This is a genomic window from Xanthomonas sp. NCPPB 1068 (assembly GCF_041479385.2).
GTDB lineage: Bacteria > Pseudomonadota > Gammaproteobacteria > Xanthomonadales > Xanthomonadaceae > Xanthomonas > Xanthomonas cannabis.
The window spans coordinates 2,298,653-2,313,689 of record NZ_CM192986.1; the positions used below are offsets into that span (position 1 = coordinate 2,298,653).

15 protein-coding genes and 1 other RNA gene are annotated in these 15,037 nt (G+C 65.5%); 3 read left to right on the forward strand and 13 right to left on the reverse strand.

Annotated features, from left to right (window positions below):
- Window positions 1-124 precede the first annotated feature (124 nt).
- The 13 genes from flgL to ACCQ12_RS09845 all read right to left on the reverse strand — a co-directional run bounded on the left by flgL (window position 125) and on the right by ACCQ12_RS09845 (window position 12,997).
- Entirely contained in the window at window positions 125-1,330 is a 1,206-nt protein-coding gene (flgL, locus tag ACCQ12_RS09785) for a flagellar hook-associated protein FlgL (protein ID WP_166744994.1), read from the reverse strand.
- Entirely contained in the window at window positions 1,330-3,204 is a 1,875-nt protein-coding gene (flgK, locus tag ACCQ12_RS09790; RefSeq protein ID WP_372383478.1) for a flagellar hook-associated protein FlgK, read from the reverse strand. The genes flgL and flgK overlap by 1 nt, the downstream gene beginning before the upstream one ends.
- Window positions 3,205-3,215: 11 nt before the next feature.
- Complete coding sequence (locus ACCQ12_RS09795) at window positions 3,216-4,394, reverse strand: flagellar assembly peptidoglycan hydrolase FlgJ (protein ID WP_372383479.1); 1,179 nt, start codon at window positions 4,392-4,394, stop codon at window positions 3,216-3,218.
- 1 nt (window position 4,395) lies between these two features.
- Window positions 4,396-5,514 carry a flagellar basal body P-ring protein FlgI gene (locus tag ACCQ12_RS09800; protein ID WP_047696164.1) on the reverse strand — a complete coding sequence of 373 codons (1,119 nt, stop codon included), beginning with the start codon at window positions 5,512-5,514 and terminating at the stop codon, window positions 4,396-4,398.
- 10 nt (window positions 5,515-5,524) lie between these two features.
- Complete coding sequence (gene flgH, locus ACCQ12_RS09805) at window positions 5,525-6,217, reverse strand: flagellar basal body L-ring protein FlgH (protein WP_047696166.1); 693 nt, start codon at window positions 6,215-6,217, stop codon at window positions 5,525-5,527.
- Window positions 6,218-6,255: 38 nt separating this feature from the next.
- Window positions 6,256-7,041, reverse strand: coding sequence for a flagellar basal-body rod protein FlgG (flgG, locus tag ACCQ12_RS09810; RefSeq protein ID WP_047696168.1), 786 nt, complete (start codon window positions 7,039-7,041; stop codon window positions 6,256-6,258).
- Window positions 7,042-7,925: 884 nt separating this feature from the next.
- Window positions 7,926-8,681 (reverse strand): flagellar basal-body rod protein FlgF, encoded by a 756-nt coding sequence (gene flgF / locus ACCQ12_RS09815; RefSeq protein ID WP_372383480.1) that lies wholly within the window; start codon window positions 8,679-8,681, stop codon window positions 7,926-7,928.
- A 122-nt stretch (window positions 8,682-8,803) separates the two neighbouring features.
- The gene (gene flgE, locus ACCQ12_RS09820; RefSeq protein WP_372383481.1) at window positions 8,804-10,027 is read right to left on the reverse strand and encodes a flagellar hook protein FlgE; all 1,224 of its coding nucleotides are present in this window, start codon (window positions 10,025-10,027) and stop codon (window positions 8,804-8,806) included.
- 31 nt (window positions 10,028-10,058) lie between these two features.
- On the reverse strand, window positions 10,059-10,724 hold the full coding sequence (locus ACCQ12_RS09825; RefSeq protein WP_039564604.1) for a flagellar hook assembly protein FlgD: 666 nt from the start codon (window positions 10,722-10,724) through the stop codon (window positions 10,059-10,061).
- A gap of 34 nt (window positions 10,725-10,758) precedes the next feature.
- Window positions 10,759-11,166 (reverse strand): flagellar basal body rod protein FlgC, encoded by a 408-nt coding sequence (gene flgC, locus ACCQ12_RS09830; RefSeq protein ID WP_005914451.1) that lies wholly within the window; start codon window positions 11,164-11,166, stop codon window positions 10,759-10,761.
- Window positions 11,167-11,169: 3 nt separating this feature from the next.
- A complete protein-coding gene (flgB, locus tag ACCQ12_RS09835) occupies window positions 11,170-11,571 on the reverse strand; it encodes a flagellar basal body rod protein FlgB (protein WP_372383482.1) in 402 nt (133 codons plus the stop codon).
- 115 nt (window positions 11,572-11,686) lie between these two features.
- A non-coding RNA gene (locus tag ACCQ12_RS09840) (sX9 sRNA) lies at window positions 11,687-11,762 on the reverse strand.
- Window positions 11,763-12,052: 290 nt separating this feature from the next.
- The gene (locus tag ACCQ12_RS09845) at window positions 12,053-12,997 is read right to left on the reverse strand and encodes a chemotaxis protein CheV (RefSeq protein WP_003482947.1); all 945 of its coding nucleotides are present in this window, start codon (window positions 12,995-12,997) and stop codon (window positions 12,053-12,055) included.
- 345 nt (window positions 12,998-13,342) lie between these two features.
- On the opposite strand from ACCQ12_RS09845, the gene flgA reads away from it, so the two are divergent.
- From flgA to ACCQ12_RS09860, 3 genes are all read left to right on the forward strand, one after another.
- Window positions 13,343-13,987 (forward strand): flagellar basal body P-ring formation chaperone FlgA, encoded by a 645-nt coding sequence (gene flgA, locus ACCQ12_RS09850; RefSeq protein ID WP_166744998.1) that lies wholly within the window; start codon window positions 13,343-13,345, stop codon window positions 13,985-13,987.
- A 66-nt stretch (window positions 13,988-14,053) separates the two neighbouring features.
- Window positions 14,054-14,365, forward strand: a complete 312-nt coding sequence (gene flgM / locus ACCQ12_RS09855; protein WP_039403903.1) for a flagellar biosynthesis anti-sigma factor FlgM — start codon at window positions 14,054-14,056, stop codon at window positions 14,363-14,365.
- Window positions 14,366-14,380: 15 nt separating this feature from the next.
- Window positions 14,381-14,713, forward strand: a complete 333-nt coding sequence (locus ACCQ12_RS09860; protein ID WP_039564602.1) for a flagella protein — start codon at window positions 14,381-14,383, stop codon at window positions 14,711-14,713.
- Window positions 14,714-15,037 lie beyond the last annotated feature (324 nt).

Consider the following 15,037-nt stretch of genomic DNA (forward strand, 5'->3'; position numbering starts at 1 on the left):
TGGTTTATTCGGCAGCACCCCGAAGATCTTTAGCGCTGGTATAAATTCCACAAAATAAACTCCGTCCGCCTGCACAAAGGCTCACGCGCAGGAGCGAAGTAAAACGCAGGTTTTCTGCTGCAAATCAGCGGATCAGGTTGAACAAGGACGAGGACTGCATCTGCTGAAAAATGGTCTGAGCGGCCTGCAACGAGGCCTTCTCGAGTTGGTACTGCCCAATCGCCGAGGCGTAATCCAGATCGCGGATCGACGACAGGGTGGTCTTGAGCGTGACTTCGTTGGATTCGAGCAAGGAATTGGCATTGTCGATGGCCGACAACTGCGCGCCGCCCGAAGCGCGCGCATCGATCATCTTCGAGGACGCCTGCGCGATGTCGCGCATCGACGACTGCAGCGTATTGATCATGGCCGCCTTCTGCGGCTGTGTCAGCGTGTCGGAATTGAGGGCGCCGACCAGATCGTCGATGGTGGAAAACACGTCCTTGGTGCCGGACGCGCCGATCTGGAAACTGTCACCCACCGCCGGTGCGCCGCTGATGCGCATGCGCACGCCGGCAGCGTTGATGTCCTGGCCATCCTTGTAGGTGCCGGTGCCGACCACCGCATTGGTGCTGTCGCGCACCTCGTAGGTGTCGGCGGCGGTGAACTGCACGCTGTAGCTGCCGCCATTCCAGCTGCCGGTGCTCGCATCGCGGCTGAAATCCAGCAGCAGCCCGGTGCCGGCATTGGCGGCATTGGCGTGCGCATCCACGGTGCCGTCGCCGGTGCGGATGCGCATGAAGATTTCGCTGCCGGGCAGGGTGTCGCTGACGAAGGTGTCCGGCGCCACTTCCACCTGCTTCTGGGTCTGGTCGCCGTTGTAGGCGACCCCGCCATTGCCCTTGATGAAGGGCGCGCTGCCGTCGGCGGTACCGCCGAACAGATAGCGCCCGGTGCCGTCGGTGCTGTTGGCCAGGCTCACCATGCTGTCGCGCAGCGCGGTCAGCTCCGAGGCGATCGCCTTGCGATCGTCGGGGCTGAGCGAGGAGTTGTTGGCCTGCACCGCCAATTCGGTGACGCGCGCCATTTTGTCGCCGGCCTGCGCGAGTGCGTTTTCCTGCAGCCCGAGGCGGTTCTGCACGTTGTTGGCGTTCTCGCCGAAGCGGGTGATGGCGGCCAGCGCGCGATCCAGGCCGACGGCTGTGCCGGCGGCGACCGGATCGTCCTTGGCGGTGACCAGGCGTTGGCCGCTGGACAGCTGCGATTCGAGCTGGTTCAGCCGCGCCTGCTTGGCCCCCATCGAGGCGACCGACTGGCTGTACATCATGCTGGTGGAGATACGGTCGGTCATCAGCGTACGGCGCCCAGGATGGCTTGGAAGATGGTGTCTGCGGTGGAGATCATCTGTGCGGCGGCCTGGTAGGCCTGCTGCAGTTTCAGCATGTTGGCGGCTTCCTCATCGAGGTTGACGCCGGAAATCGAATCACGGCTGGCCTGCGCCTGGTCGTTGATGACCTTCTGCGCGTCCGAGGCGTAGCTGGCTGCGCGCGCCGCCGAGCCCACCGAGGTGGTCAGGCCCGACAGCGCGCCGTTGAGGGTGACCGTGCCGCTGCTGAGCGCCTTGGCATCGTCGATCTTGGCCAGCAACTTGGCATTGCCGTTGTCGCTGGAGCCGGCACTCATCGGACTCACGCCGAAGGTGTCGCCGGCCTTGGGCGCACCGTCCAGCGCAAAGCTCCAGCCGTTGGCGCTGATGGTCTGGCCGGCGGTGTAGGCGAACGGGCCGGCGCCGTCGACGGTGTACTGGTTGGCATCGATGAACTCGATCGACGACGGGGCCAGCAGCGCGGGATTCTGCGCATTGGTGACCTTGACGTCGCTGATCTTGCCGGTGCCCAGGTTGGCGACGGTGGCGGTGGCCTTGACCGGGGTGGCTGCCGCAATGCGCGAAGGGTCGGTGATGGCCACCGACAGCGTGCCGGCCAGCCCGGCGGTGGGCTGCAGCAGGAACTTGTCGCCGCTGGCCGGGGTGCCGCCGACCACCATGCTCACGCCCTTGAGCACCAGCGGATCGGCAGCGGTGCCGGTGCCGGTCATCGGCACGGCCGAGCCGGTGCTGGCGCTGGTGGCCTTCCACGCAGTGCCGTCGAAGCTGAGCGTGACGTCTTGCCCATCCACGGCCGACATGTTGCTGAAGCTTGCGCTCAGCGACGCGGTGCCGGTGTTCTTCGGGTTGGCGGCAGTGGTCGGTGCGCCGATGTTGAAGAAGTTGCCGCCCATCGCGCCATACAGGTCCATACCCTGGCTGTGGCCGGCATTGAAGGTGCTGGCCATGCCGACGGCCAGGCGGCCCAGTTCGGCCTGGGTCGGTTCCAGCACGCTGCTGCGGAATTCCAGCAAGCCGCCGATCTGCCCGCCCAACGAGTTGGCGCTGAGGCTGACGTTCTGGCCCTGGGTCTGCATCGCCACCTGCAGCTTGGTCGGCTGATACGGGTCGGCGACGGTGGTGAGCTTGGAGGACGTGGTACCAACCACCAGCGCCTGGCCGCCGGCGGTGAAGACGTTCATGAAGCCGCCGTCCTGGATCACCGCAGTGCCGCCGGTGTAGCCCACCAGCTTGGTCACCAATGCGTCGCGCTGATCGAGCATGTCGGGCGAGGCGCTGTCGATGCTGTTGCCGATGGCGCCGTTGATCTTGGCGATCTGCTGCGTCAAGCGATTGACTTCGTCTACCGATGAGGTCAGACCGCTGTTGACCTCATTGCTCAGGCTGTCCATCTGCCCGTTGAGCTGCTTGAAGCGCGTCGCCAGCGAGTTGCCGCTGTCGAGCATGCTCTGGCGCTCGGCAGTGGAGGAGGCATTGGACGACACCGCGCTGGTGGAGTCGAAGAAGTTCGACCACAGCCCGGCCACATTGGTGGCGGTATTGGAGTACAGCGCATCCACGCGATTGGACAGCGAGGACAGCTGCTGCAGGCGCGAGAGCTCGCCGCCGCTGTCGAGCAGGCGCGAAATGGCCAGCTGGTCCGCCACGCGGCCCACGTCGGTGATCTTGGCGCCATTGCCCACGAACGCGTAGCCCATGTCGGTGGGCGTGCGCGTTGCAAATTCCACACGTTGGCGGCTATAGCCTTCGGTATTGATGTTGGCGACGTTATGGCTAACGGTCGACAACGCCCGTTGGAAGGCGATGAGCGCGCTGGTCCCGGTGGACATGATGGACATGGGCGTTTACCTCAACGACGGATGGTGCCAAGCCCGGCAGGCTCGGCGGTGCTGGCATAACGGTTGGACAGATCGGCCGCCGCGTTGCCGATGGCAGCCACCGCACGGTCGATGGTCGGGCCGTTGGCGATCGCTGCGATCTTGGCGGCGTAGCCCGGATCGGTGGCGTACCCGGCCTGTTGCAAGCCGCGTGCAAAACCCTTGATGTCGGTGCCGGCTTGCAGTGCGCCCTGGTAGCGGCTGTTGTTCTTCAGCAGGCGCACGTAGTCGGCAAAGCTTTCCTCGGCCGAGCCGTAGGCGCGGAAATCCGCGGTTTCGGTGGTTTTGACGCCGTTGACGTATTCGTGGGTGCCGGTGGTGACCTTGGCGCCGTTCCAGCCGGTGGCCTTGATGCCGAACAGGTTGTTGGAATCGCCGCCATTGCCGATGCCGCGCCGGCCCCAGCCGGTTTCCAGCGCCGCCTGCGCCACCAGCGCGCGCGGGTCCACACCCAGTTCGCGTGCGGCCTTCTGCGCATGCGTCCAGATCTTGGCGACGAAGCCTTCCGGAGTGCGTTCGCCCAGGCTGGCCGCGGCGCTGCTGGCGGCGCTGGCGTTGACGGCGGCATTGGCGTCGGCCGCGTCGCTGGCGGCCACATCGGCCCAGCGGTCGTTGGCCGATGGCCAGCTCAGTGCGGCCGCATCGTCGCCGCCGGATTCGCCACCACCGGTGCGTCCGGCAATCAGGTCCAGCACCTGGCTCATGCCGACGCCGCCCAGCGCACCTGCGCCGAGCTTGGCCGCCGCGCCCAGGGTCGCGCCGACGCCGCTGGCGGCGCCATCGCGGGCGGGCAGCGGCAACGAGGCATCGCGCTTGCCGGCCACCAGCGAGTAGGCCTTGGCGGCCTCGGCGGTGCTCAGCGAGGTGTTCAACGCCGGGCCGCCGGTGTCGCCGCTCAGCTGCTTGGAGATCATCGCCGACAGGCCCAGCCCCTTGCCCTCGGTCAGCGCCTTGGCCATCTGCTGGTCGTACATTTCGCGGAACATCTGGTTTTCGCCCGGAAACATCGGGTCGCCGGAGCTCGCATCGCGCATGCTCTTGACCAGCATCTGCGCGAACTGGCCTTCGAGCTGACGGGAGACCTTGTCGATCTTTGCCGGATCGGCCTTGGTGCTCGGGTTGAGATCAATGGGCGAGGCTGCGATACGCATGTCAGATCACCTCCAGCTCCGCCGTCAGCGCGCCAGCCTGCTTCAGGGCTTCAAGGATGGCGACCAGGTCGCCGGGCGCCGCGCCCACTTCGTTGACCGCGCGGACGATCTGATCGAGCGTGGTGCCGCCTTCGAACTTGAACATGCGGCTGCCTTCGGAGGTGGCCGTGATGGTCGATTGCTGGGTCACCGCGGTACGGCCGCCACTGAAGGCGCCCGGCTGGCTGACGTTGGTGTTTTCGCTGATAGTCACGGTGAGCGAGCCATGCGCGATGGCGGCCGGCATCACCCGCACCAGCTGGCCGATGACCACGGTGCCGGTACGCGCATTGACCACCACCTTGGCCGGTGCATCGCCAGGCGAGAGTTCGACGTTTTCCAGCCGCGACAGCAGGCCGATGCGCGCGCCCGGGTCTGTCGGGGAGCGCACCGCCACGGTCACGCCATCCACCGCACGCGCGGTGCCGGCGCCGAAGCTGCTGTCGATCGCCGCCACCATGCGCGAGACGGTGGTGAAGTCGTTCTGATGCAGGTTGAGGGTGATCTCGCCGCTGCCGGCAAACACGTCCGGCAAGGCGCGTTCGACGGTGGCGCCGTTGGGGATGCGGCCGACGCTGGGAATATTGACCGAGACGCGCGAGCCGTCCTTGCCCTGTGCGCCGAAGCCGCCGACCACCAGGTTGCCCTGTGCCATGGCATAGACCTGGCCATCGGCGCCCTTTAGCGGTGCCATCAGCAGCGAGCCGCCACGCAGCGACACCGCGTTGGCGATCGAGGACACGGTGATGTCGATCGGCTGACCGGGCTTGGCGAACGGCGGCAATTCGGCATGGATGGCCACGGCCGCGACGTTTTTCAGCTGCGGGTTGACGTTCGCCGGAACATTGACGCCCAGCTCGCCGAGCAGGTTCTTCAGGCTCTGCACGGTGAATGGCGCCTGGCTGGTGCGGTCGCCGCTGCCGTCCAGGCCGACCACCAGGCCGTAACCGACCAGCGCATTGCCGCGCACGCCGCCGACCTGGGCAAGATCCTTGATGCGCTCGGCGCTGGCCGGTGCGGCAATTGCGCACAGCGCAACGGCGGCAGCGAGCAGACGGAAGGGCAGGGAAGACAGATTCATGGTCGCAGGCTCAGTAGGGCGACAGACGGGAATTGAAGAAGCGGCTCAGCCAGCCCATCGCGTTGGACTGGGCGATGGCACCGCGGCCGCCGTAGGCGATGCGGGCATCGGCCACCTTGCTCGAGGGCACGGTGTTGTCCGGAGAGATGTCGGCGGCGCGCACGATGCCCTGCACCTGCACCAGCTCGTCGCCCTGGGTCAGGCGCAGCTGCTTCTGCCCCTGGATCACCAGGTTGCCGTTGGGCAGGCGCTGCATCACGGTGACGGTGACGCTGCCCTGCATGCGGTTGCTCTGCGCGGTGTTGCCCTTGCCGTCGAAACTGCGATCGCCGCTGGTGGAATTGCGCAGCACGTCGGTGCCGTTGACGGTGAGCGGCACGCCGAGCAGCGTGGGGGTGCTCATGTCCACGCTGTCGGACTTGCTGACGGTGGTGTTGGCGGTGGACGAGGCGGTGGTGTTTTCGATCAGGTTCACCGTCAGCAGGTCACCGACATCGCGGGCGCGGCGGTCGCCATACAGATTCAGGCTCGGGCCGGCAGCGTAGATCGCACCGGCGGTGGGCTGCGCCACCGGCGCGACCACGGGCACGATCGGCGCCATCGCCGCAAACGGCCGCACATCGCCGGCGGCCACGCAGCCACCCAGCAGCGCGCTGCAGGCAATGGCCAAGCACAGAGAGGAGAGGGAAGGCAGGCGGGACATGGCGTAAATTCCTGAGAGGGCGGTGAGCGGCGAGCCGATCAGACGTTGTTGTTCAAGTAACCGAGCATGGAGTCGGTGGTGGAGATGGCCTTGGCATTCATTTCGTAGGCGCGCTGCGTCTCGATCATGCTCACCAGCTCTTCCACCGTATTGACGTTGCTGCCTTCCAGCGCACCCTGCACGGTGTTGCCCAGGCCGTTGAGGCCGGGCGTGCCGTTCTGCGCGGGGCCGGAGGCGGTGGTTTCGACGAACAGGTTCTCGCCCTTGGACTGCAGGCCCGAGGGGTTGATGAAGTCGGTGAGCGTCAGCGCGCCGATTTCCTGCGCGGCGGCCTGGCCGGCCAGGGTGACGCTGATGGTGCCGTCGTTGCCGATGGTCAGCGACTGCGCGCCTTCCGGAACCTGGATGCCCGGCTGCAGCGGGTAGCCGCTGTTGGTGACCAGCTCACCCTGCGCATTGATCTGGAAGGTGCCGTCGCGCGTGTAGGCGGAGGTGCCGTCGGGCATCTGCACTTCGAAGAAGCCGCGGCCGTTGACCATCACGTCGAGCGCGCGGCCGGTCTGCTGCTGGCTGCCCTGGTCGAAGCCCTTGAAGGTGGACACCACGCGCACGCCGGTACCCAGCTGCAGGCCGGTCGGCAGCTGCGTCTGCGCGGAGGTCGAGCCGCCCGGCGCACGCACCTGTTGATACAGCAGGTCTTCAAACGCCGCACGGTCGCGCTTGAAGCCGGTGGTATTGGTATTGGCCAGGTTGTTGGAAATGACCGACATGCGCGTCTGCTGCGCATCCAGCCCGGTTTTGGCGACCCACAAAGCCTGATTCATGACCCGATTCCTCGTTAGACCCGGGGATGTGTTCCGGGTACGGGTGGGTATATGCACGTGGCGTGCCAAAGTGGCGCCGGATTTCTGCCGGGTGTGCGCGGGATCACGCAGCCTGGGTGCGCGACGATCTACTCAGGGCAGGAGGGGCGGCGGCAGGCAGTCGCCAAGCCGCCGGCGGTTGCGTTTGCGTGGCCGATCACCTAGTGGTCGGTTTCCGGTTAGGGCGGCTGATCCGTGGCGCGAACTCGTTTGAGTGCTGGCGTTGCTGGCTCGCTGGCCGCGTCTCGGCGTCAGAACCCAGGGCAGAAGCTGAGTCGGTCGAGGGCGCGATGCCCTCACCGCTCGCGGGACACGCCGTAAACCCGTCCATGGGGGCTCCGTGGCGGCATCCATGCCGCCAAGGGTCCCGCAATCGGAGAGGGCACCGCGCCAGACAGTTTGCTGGTGGCCCACCCAAAGCGGGCGAATCAATGCTCGGTCAGTTCGCAGCTCTGGTCGCTTGTTTGGGCGTTCGATTGGCACTCGATGCGCGCAAACCGACGGGATGAGCAAATGGCGATCAACAAAGCACTTTGAGCACTGCTCTCATACGGGCACCGACCATCTTCACTGGTCCTTGCCCGCTCACCCTCCCGGGACCTTACGCGGCATGGATGCCGCGTAAGAGCCTCCATGGACGGATTCACGGCGTGTCCCGGGAGGGTGAGCGGGCAAGGGCCCTCCAGCCAAGTCACGGACTAGCCGCTCAGCAGCCGCGCCGCAGATCAGTCGCTGTGTATGAAGCCCCGGATTTTTCGGTATGCCGAACGCGGGCGCCAACCACGCCTTGCGGTTGCCGGCGGCGTTGGCAACAAATGGAAGCTGGCTGGCGGCATGCGCCGCGCTTAGCCGCTCACCCGCAGCAGCGAATTGGCCGATTGCGCGTTGTCGTCGCCGTTCTTGATGATCTTGACCTGCATTTCGAACTGACGCTGCAGCTGGATCATCTCCACCAGCGCGCCGGCGGCGTCCACGTTGCTGCCTTCCAGCATGCCGCTGTTGATGGTCTTGCCGGTGGCCACCGCAAATGCCTGCGCCGGGTCGGTGCTGGTGTTGCGCATCAGCCCGTCCGGGCGCCGCGTCAAACGATCGGCGGGGGCGTCGACGACCTTCATCTTGCCGACGATGGCCATGGTCTGCGGGCCTTCGCCCTGCGGGATGATGGAAATGCTGCCGTCGCTGCCGATTTCCATGGCCTGGTGCGGCGGAATCGTCATCGGGTTGCCGCCTTCATCCAGCACGGTGTGCCCATTGGCGGTGACCAGCTGGCCATTGGCGGTGAGCGCCAGTTCGCCGTTGCGGGTGTAGGCCTCGCTGCCGTCGGGCGACTGCACCGCCAGCCAGCGGTCCTGCTGCAACGACACGTCCAGCGGGTTGCCGGTGACCTTCTGATGGCCCTGACTGCGATCGAACCCCTGGTCCACATGCAGCGCATCGATCCGCGACGGATAGCCCTTGCCCTGGATCTTGAACGCCTCGGTATTGGCCAGCGCGGCCTTGAACCCCACCGTATCGACGTTGGCGAGATTGTGCGACACGGTGCTCTGCGCCTGCAGGGAGGCGCGGGCACCGGTCATCGCAACGTAGAGGGCTTTATCCATGGGAATTCCTTAAGGGCCGGGACCGGGGACCCGGGACTCGGGACCCGGAAGAGCAAGAGCGACGAAGCATCGGCTTTTGCTTTTCCGAGTCCCGGGTCCCGAGTCCCGGGTCCCGAATGTCATTAACGAATATTGATGATCGTCTGGGTGACCTGATCCTGGGTCGAGATCATCTGCGAGTTGGCCTGGAAGTTGCGCTGGGCCACGATCATGTTCACCAGCTGCTCGGTCAGGTCCACGGTGGAGGCTTCCAGCGAGCCGGATTCGATCTGGCCCAGGTCCGAGGTGTCCGGGGCGCCCACGCGGGCGGCGCCGGAGGTGTAACTTTCGGCCCACATGTTGTTGCCCTGCGACTGCAGGCCCTGCGGGTTGACGAAGCTGGCCAGCGACACCTGGCCCAGCGGCTTGTCGGCACCGTTGGAGTAGCGCGCAAACACCACGCCGCTGGTGTCGATGCTGATCTCGTTGAGCTTGCCGCTGGCGTAGCCGTCCTGGCGGGTGTCGCGCAGTGCGAAGGCTTCGCCGTACTGGGTGGAGCCGCTGACATTGAGCTGCATGTTCAGCACGCCGGCACCGGTGCTCGGGGTGAACGGGTCCATGGCGATGATGCCGTTGGCCGGGGTGGTCAACGCGCCGGTGTCGGAGAACTGCAGCGTGGTCGGCGCGCCAACTGCGGCGCCGTCCACGTAGTTGTGCACCTGCCACTCGTTCGGGTTGGCGGTCTTGACGAAGTAGGATGTCTGCACGTGGCTGACGCCCAGTGAGTCGTAGACGTTGATGCCGCCGGTGGAGTGGCTATAGGTCTTGTCGTCGGCCGGGCTGAACGGGGTCACGGTCGGTGCGGTGGCGTTGCCGGGCAGGGTGAAGGCCAGGTTGACCGTGGAGGTCGACTTGGGCGGGCTGTCGGTGGTCAGCAGCTGCAGGTCCGACAGGCGGCCCACGTCGAAACCGTTACCGCTCGGGTTGGGCGCGAACACCTGCAGGCGTGCACCCTGCGGGTTGACCACATAGCCGTTGGCGTCGGTCTGGAAGTTGCCGGCGCGGGTGTACATCCTGGCGCCATTGGACGACACGGTGAAGAAGCCTTCGCCGGAGATCGCCAGGTCCAGGCTCCGCCCGGTCGGGTCGATATTGCCCTGCGAGAACTGCTGCGCCACGTTGCTGACGCGCACGCCCGAACCCACCGCATTACGCGACAGGCCGTAGCTGGTGCTCTGGAACATGTCGGCAAACTCGGCGCGCGACTCCTTGAACCCGGTCGTGTTGACGTTGGCGATGTTGTTGGAAGTGACGTTCAGATCGGCATTGGCTGCGTTGATGCCGGACAACGAGGTATTGAAAGCCATGGATGAGTTCCTTTAAGTGTCGGTTGCCGGCTCAGCTGACGCGGAGCACGTTGGCGAGCGGAGAGGTGCCAAGCCCCGTCAGGTTGAGATACAGGCCGTCCGAGCCGATGGTGACGCTGTCCACCGGCGCATCGACGTAGGTGGACAACTTGCTTTTGGAGCCGGCGGTGTCGGTCTGGGTCGCGGTGATGCCGTACTTGCCCGCGGCCATGCGGTTGCCGTTGGCATCGGTGCCGTCCCAGGCGAACGACACCTCACCGGCGGCGCTGGCCGGCACGCTGAGCTGCTTGACGAACGCGCCGTTGGCATCGGTGATTTCGAAATTGACGGTGCCGGCCGAGGTCGCAGCGACCACGCCCTTGGCCGAGCCGGTGGCGTCGATCGCCACCTGCGCGGAGGGAACCAGCACGTTGTGGCCGACCAGCGCCGCGCCCTTGAGCACCTGATCGCTGTTCATCGAGGTGGTGAAATTGCCGACCTTGGTATTGAGGTCGCCGATGCCCTGCACGGTGGAGAACTGCGCCAACTGGCCCAGAAACGCGCTGTTTTCCATCGGTTTGAGCGGGTCCTGATGCTGCAGCTGTTCGGTCATCAATTTGAGGAAGTCGGCCTGGCCGAGTGCTTCTTCCTTCTTGGCGACGGTGCTGCCGGTGCTCAGGCCGAGACTTTTGTAGAGATCGCTACCGATCGTGCTCATCTGGAGTGTTCCGTTAGGGAATGGCTAGGACGGGTCAGCGACCCATGGTCAGGGTCGCGAGCGCCAGTTCCTTGGCGGTATTGAGCATTTCCACGCCGGCCTGGTAATTGCGCGAGGCGGAAATCATGTTGACCATCTGCGAGACCGGGTCCACGTCGGGCGAGAACACGTAACCGTCGGCATCGGCCAGCGGATGGCCGGGCTCGTAGCGACGGATCGGCGGCGCATTGGTGGTGGTGATCTCCTTGACGTTGACCGAGGTCAGGCTCGGGTCCTGACGGCTCTGCTGGGCCTGGAAGATCGGCTCGATCGGCTTGTAGGTCGCTTCGGCCGAGCCCGCGACAGAGTCCGCATTGGCAAGGTTGGAGGCGATGGTGCTCAGGCGTACCGACTGCGCATGCAGCGCCGAGCCGGCCACATCGAAGATGGGAAGGTTGCTCATGACTTATTGGCCCGTGATCGCGGTGAGCATCGAGCGCACCTTGGATTCGAGGAAGCTCAGCGACGCGCGGTATTCCAGCGCGGCGCGGCCGTAGGCGGCGCGTTCGGCATCGGGATCGACGGTATTGCCGTCGAGGCTGGGCTGATCGGATTCGCGGGTGATCTGGAAGGGGTTGAGCCCGGCCGCGCCGCCCACTTCATAGTGCTTGGCATCGGTGGCCTGCATCAGGCCGCCATCCTGCACGCCCTGGGCCGACTTCAGCGCCGCCTCGAAGTTGAGATCCTTGGCCTTGTAACCAGGGGTGTCCACATTGCTCAGATTGCTGGCAATGAGCTTCATGCGCTGCTCGCGCAGCGCCAACGCGTCGCTGTGGACGCCGAGGAATGAAGAGAAGGGACTGGACACGGTGCTCTCCCGCGAAGTGTTGACAGGGAGGAAGCAATGTTTGTGCCAAAGCAGGGGCGGCACGGGTGTGGAGCTGGCAAACACATCCGCAGTGCCCGACGGACGGTCTTGGAGCAGCTAACAAACCTCACGAGCAGCCGTCAGATAGGCGCGGCCATCGCGCTGAGGATCGGAATGCACGCGTGGTACAGGCCGATTCGAGCACCGGCCGCGCTCGCCTGGCAGCTGCGCAGCGGATCTGTCAGCTGCGCCTGGCTGCCATCACCAAGCGTGCTGCTGCTCGGGTGGAGGCTGCCGCTGGCTGTGCAACTTGCAGGCCAACCAGGGTTGTCTGGTAGGAATTAGCTCAGCCCAGCGTGTGATCAGCTGCGGCGACGCCTTTTCAAGGCGTGTGCTTGCGTACAGCAACCACTGTATTCCCAGGTCTTTCGGAAGTGGGGGCTGGCCGTCACCCGTGGGGTGGAACGGCCGCACAATTGGATCAGGCCGCTTCGGCAACCACTTTCAGGCGGGCCAGCACGTAATCAGCCAGTTCATGTGCGCTGTACTTGGCCACGAAGGCGTTGGCGCCCACCTGCTCGACCATGGCGTTGTTGAACACGCCCGACAGCGAGGTATGCAACAGCACGTACAGGCCCTGCAGACCCGGGGTGCGCCGGATTTCCGTCGTCAGCGTGTAGCCGTCCATGGCCGGCATCTCGATGTCGGAGATCACCATGGCATAGCGGTCTGCCGGATTCTCGCCGGATGCGGCCACCTGCAGCAGGTGATCCAATGCCTGGCGGCCGTCCGAGAGCAGGGTGGCCGAGACGCCCAGCTGGTCGAGCACGCTGCGGATCTGCTGGCGCGCCACGCGCGAGTCGTCCACCACCAGCACCTGGAACTGGCGGTCGTAGGCCACCAGCTGCAGCGACGGGTCCAGCTGCACGTCCTTGCTGACCTTGGCGATGTCGGCCAGAACGCTTTCCACGTCGATGACCTGGATCAGTTCGCCCTGGAAGCGCGTCACGGCCGTCAAATAAGTGGCTTCGGCGCCCAGTTCCGGTGGCGGGTGGATGTCTTCCACCGCGATATTGACGATGCGCTCCACGCCGCTGACCAGAAAGCCCTGGACCGAGCGGTTGAACTCGGCCACCACCAGGTAGCCAGGCCCGTTCTCGGAGTGCGAATCGCGCTCCGGGTGGCCGATGGCCAGGCCCAAGTCCAGCACCGGCACCGAGCGCCCGCGCACGTCGGCCACGCCGGCGAACTCGGTCGGCAGGCCCGGCACCTGGAACAGCTCCGGCCGGCGCAGCACTTCCTGCACCTTGAAGACGTTGACGCCAAAAAGCTGGCGTCCGCCCAGCCTAAACAGCAGCAGCGCCAGGCGATTGTGGCCAGCCAGTCGGGTGCGCTGGTCGATGCGGTTGAGCAGATCGTGGGTCATGGGGCAGATATCGACAGCGGCCTCGGGAAACTTGAGGGCTTTGTGGTTGGTCGGGGGCGCTGTCGGGAATGGGGAATGGGGAGTCGGGATTCGTAACAGCGGGGAATGGAGACGGAACGGTCTAGGGGCGGGGGCCATTAAAGACTGGCCTAGAGATTGATTGAAGCCCACTGCATGGGCAGCAGCGATCAAACCTGCCTGTGGGAGCGCACCGCAATGCCGCCAGCGCCTCGCACCCGTAAAAGCCGGCAGCAGCCCGCTCTGACGAATCCCAACTCCCCAATCCCGGCCAAAACAGGCACGCCTCTTGCACAGTCTTCCGGGTCTTCCTCCGGATCTGGTCCCATGCGCCTGCTCCTGCTTGTCATCTTGTTGGCTGCCGCTCCGGCCTGGGCCCAGAGCTATCAGTCTGTCGATTCCATTCGTGCGGCGGCGCTGGCCACTGTTGGCCCGGACGCGGAGGCCGAGGCCACGCTCGATCCGGGTCTGCGCATGCCGGCCTGCCCGATCGCGCTGCAGGCCCAGCCCACCGGTACCAATACGGTGGAAGTGGCCTGCCCGCAGCCCGCTGGCTGGCGCCTGTTCGTGCCGCTGAAGGTGCGCCGCAACCAGGATGTGCTGGTGTTGCGACGCGGCATCAGCGCTGGAGAAACCATCTCGCTGGCCGATATCAGTATCGAGAAGCGTGACGCCGCCCGCATCGTCGGCGCAGTGCTGGCCGACCCGGTGGCCGCAGTGGGTAAATCGGCCCGCCGCATCCTGCCGGCCGGGTCGCTACTCTCGTCCAACGATCTGGTGACGCAGCGGCTGGTACGCCGCGGCGACACCGTCCCGCTGGTGTCGCGCAACGGTGGCCTGGAAGTACGAATGAGCGGTCGCGCGCTGTCCGATGCCGGCGAAAACGAACGGGTGTCGGTAGAGAATTCCTCGTCGCGGCGGGTGGTGCAGGGCATCGTCGAAGCGAGCGGAACCGTTGTGGTCTCCAGGTAAAAATTTTCTATAAAGTTTTTTTTCTGGGTGCCGTTATCCCCTACGACCTGTAGAGGAGTTCCTGACATGACCCAGAAAATCGAAGGTAATCTACCGACCGCTGCCACCCTTCGCACCGCGGCCACGAGCAGCAAGATCGCTTCGGCTGGCGAAGATCGCGCGTCCCCGGTTGCCGCAACCCCGCCGACCGACAGCGTCAAGCTGACCGGCGAGGCCACCAATCTGCAGAACCTGCAGCGCGAGCTTTCGCAGTCCTCGGCGATCGACACCGGTCGCGTCCAGGCGGTGAAAGAGGCGTTGCAGAACGGCAGCTACTCCATCAACCCGGATGCCATCGCCAGCCGCATGATGGATCTGAATCAGCAACTGGCGGGTTGATTCCCGACTGAAAGGATGAACGTGAACGAGTTCCTGCAACGTCTCAGCGATGCGCTGGCCGGCGAACGCCAGGCATTACTCGAGAACGACATCGATGGCTTGATGCGACACACGCAGGACAAGCTGTCGGCACTGCGCTCGCTCGAAGCGGCAATGCCCGAAGGCGAAGAAGAGCGCCTGCGTGAGCTGGCCGAAGCCAACCGCGCCAATGGCGCGCTGCTGGCACGCCGGCGCCGTGAAGTGAACTGGGCACTGCGTCACCTGGGCCGCACCGAGAGTGCGCCGTCGTATGACGCAAAGGGCCAATCCAACGTGCTGCGCGGCGGACGTTCGCTGGCCGTTGCCTGAGTTGCCCGCGCTGCGCCAACCGCGCGCCGGCCGCTGCTGATGGTCCGCCGCAGGCCAGGGTGCGTGCACGCCCTGCAGGCCTGCCGCCGGTAAAACCGGCACATCGGCCGTGCACGCTTGCCAACTTCGCAACCCGCGACGTGTGCTTATCGCCGCCCATGTGCGTTGATCGTGATGGCACGCATCGCATGCCTGCCTGTCGCCAGGCAGCGCCGTCCGGATCGCATCTCGAGCACGCCGGATGACACCTCGCACCCATCCGCATGACCAGCGCGCCCCCTTGTCTTGGTCGCCGCTCTAAGACCAAGCGACGATATGGCGTGC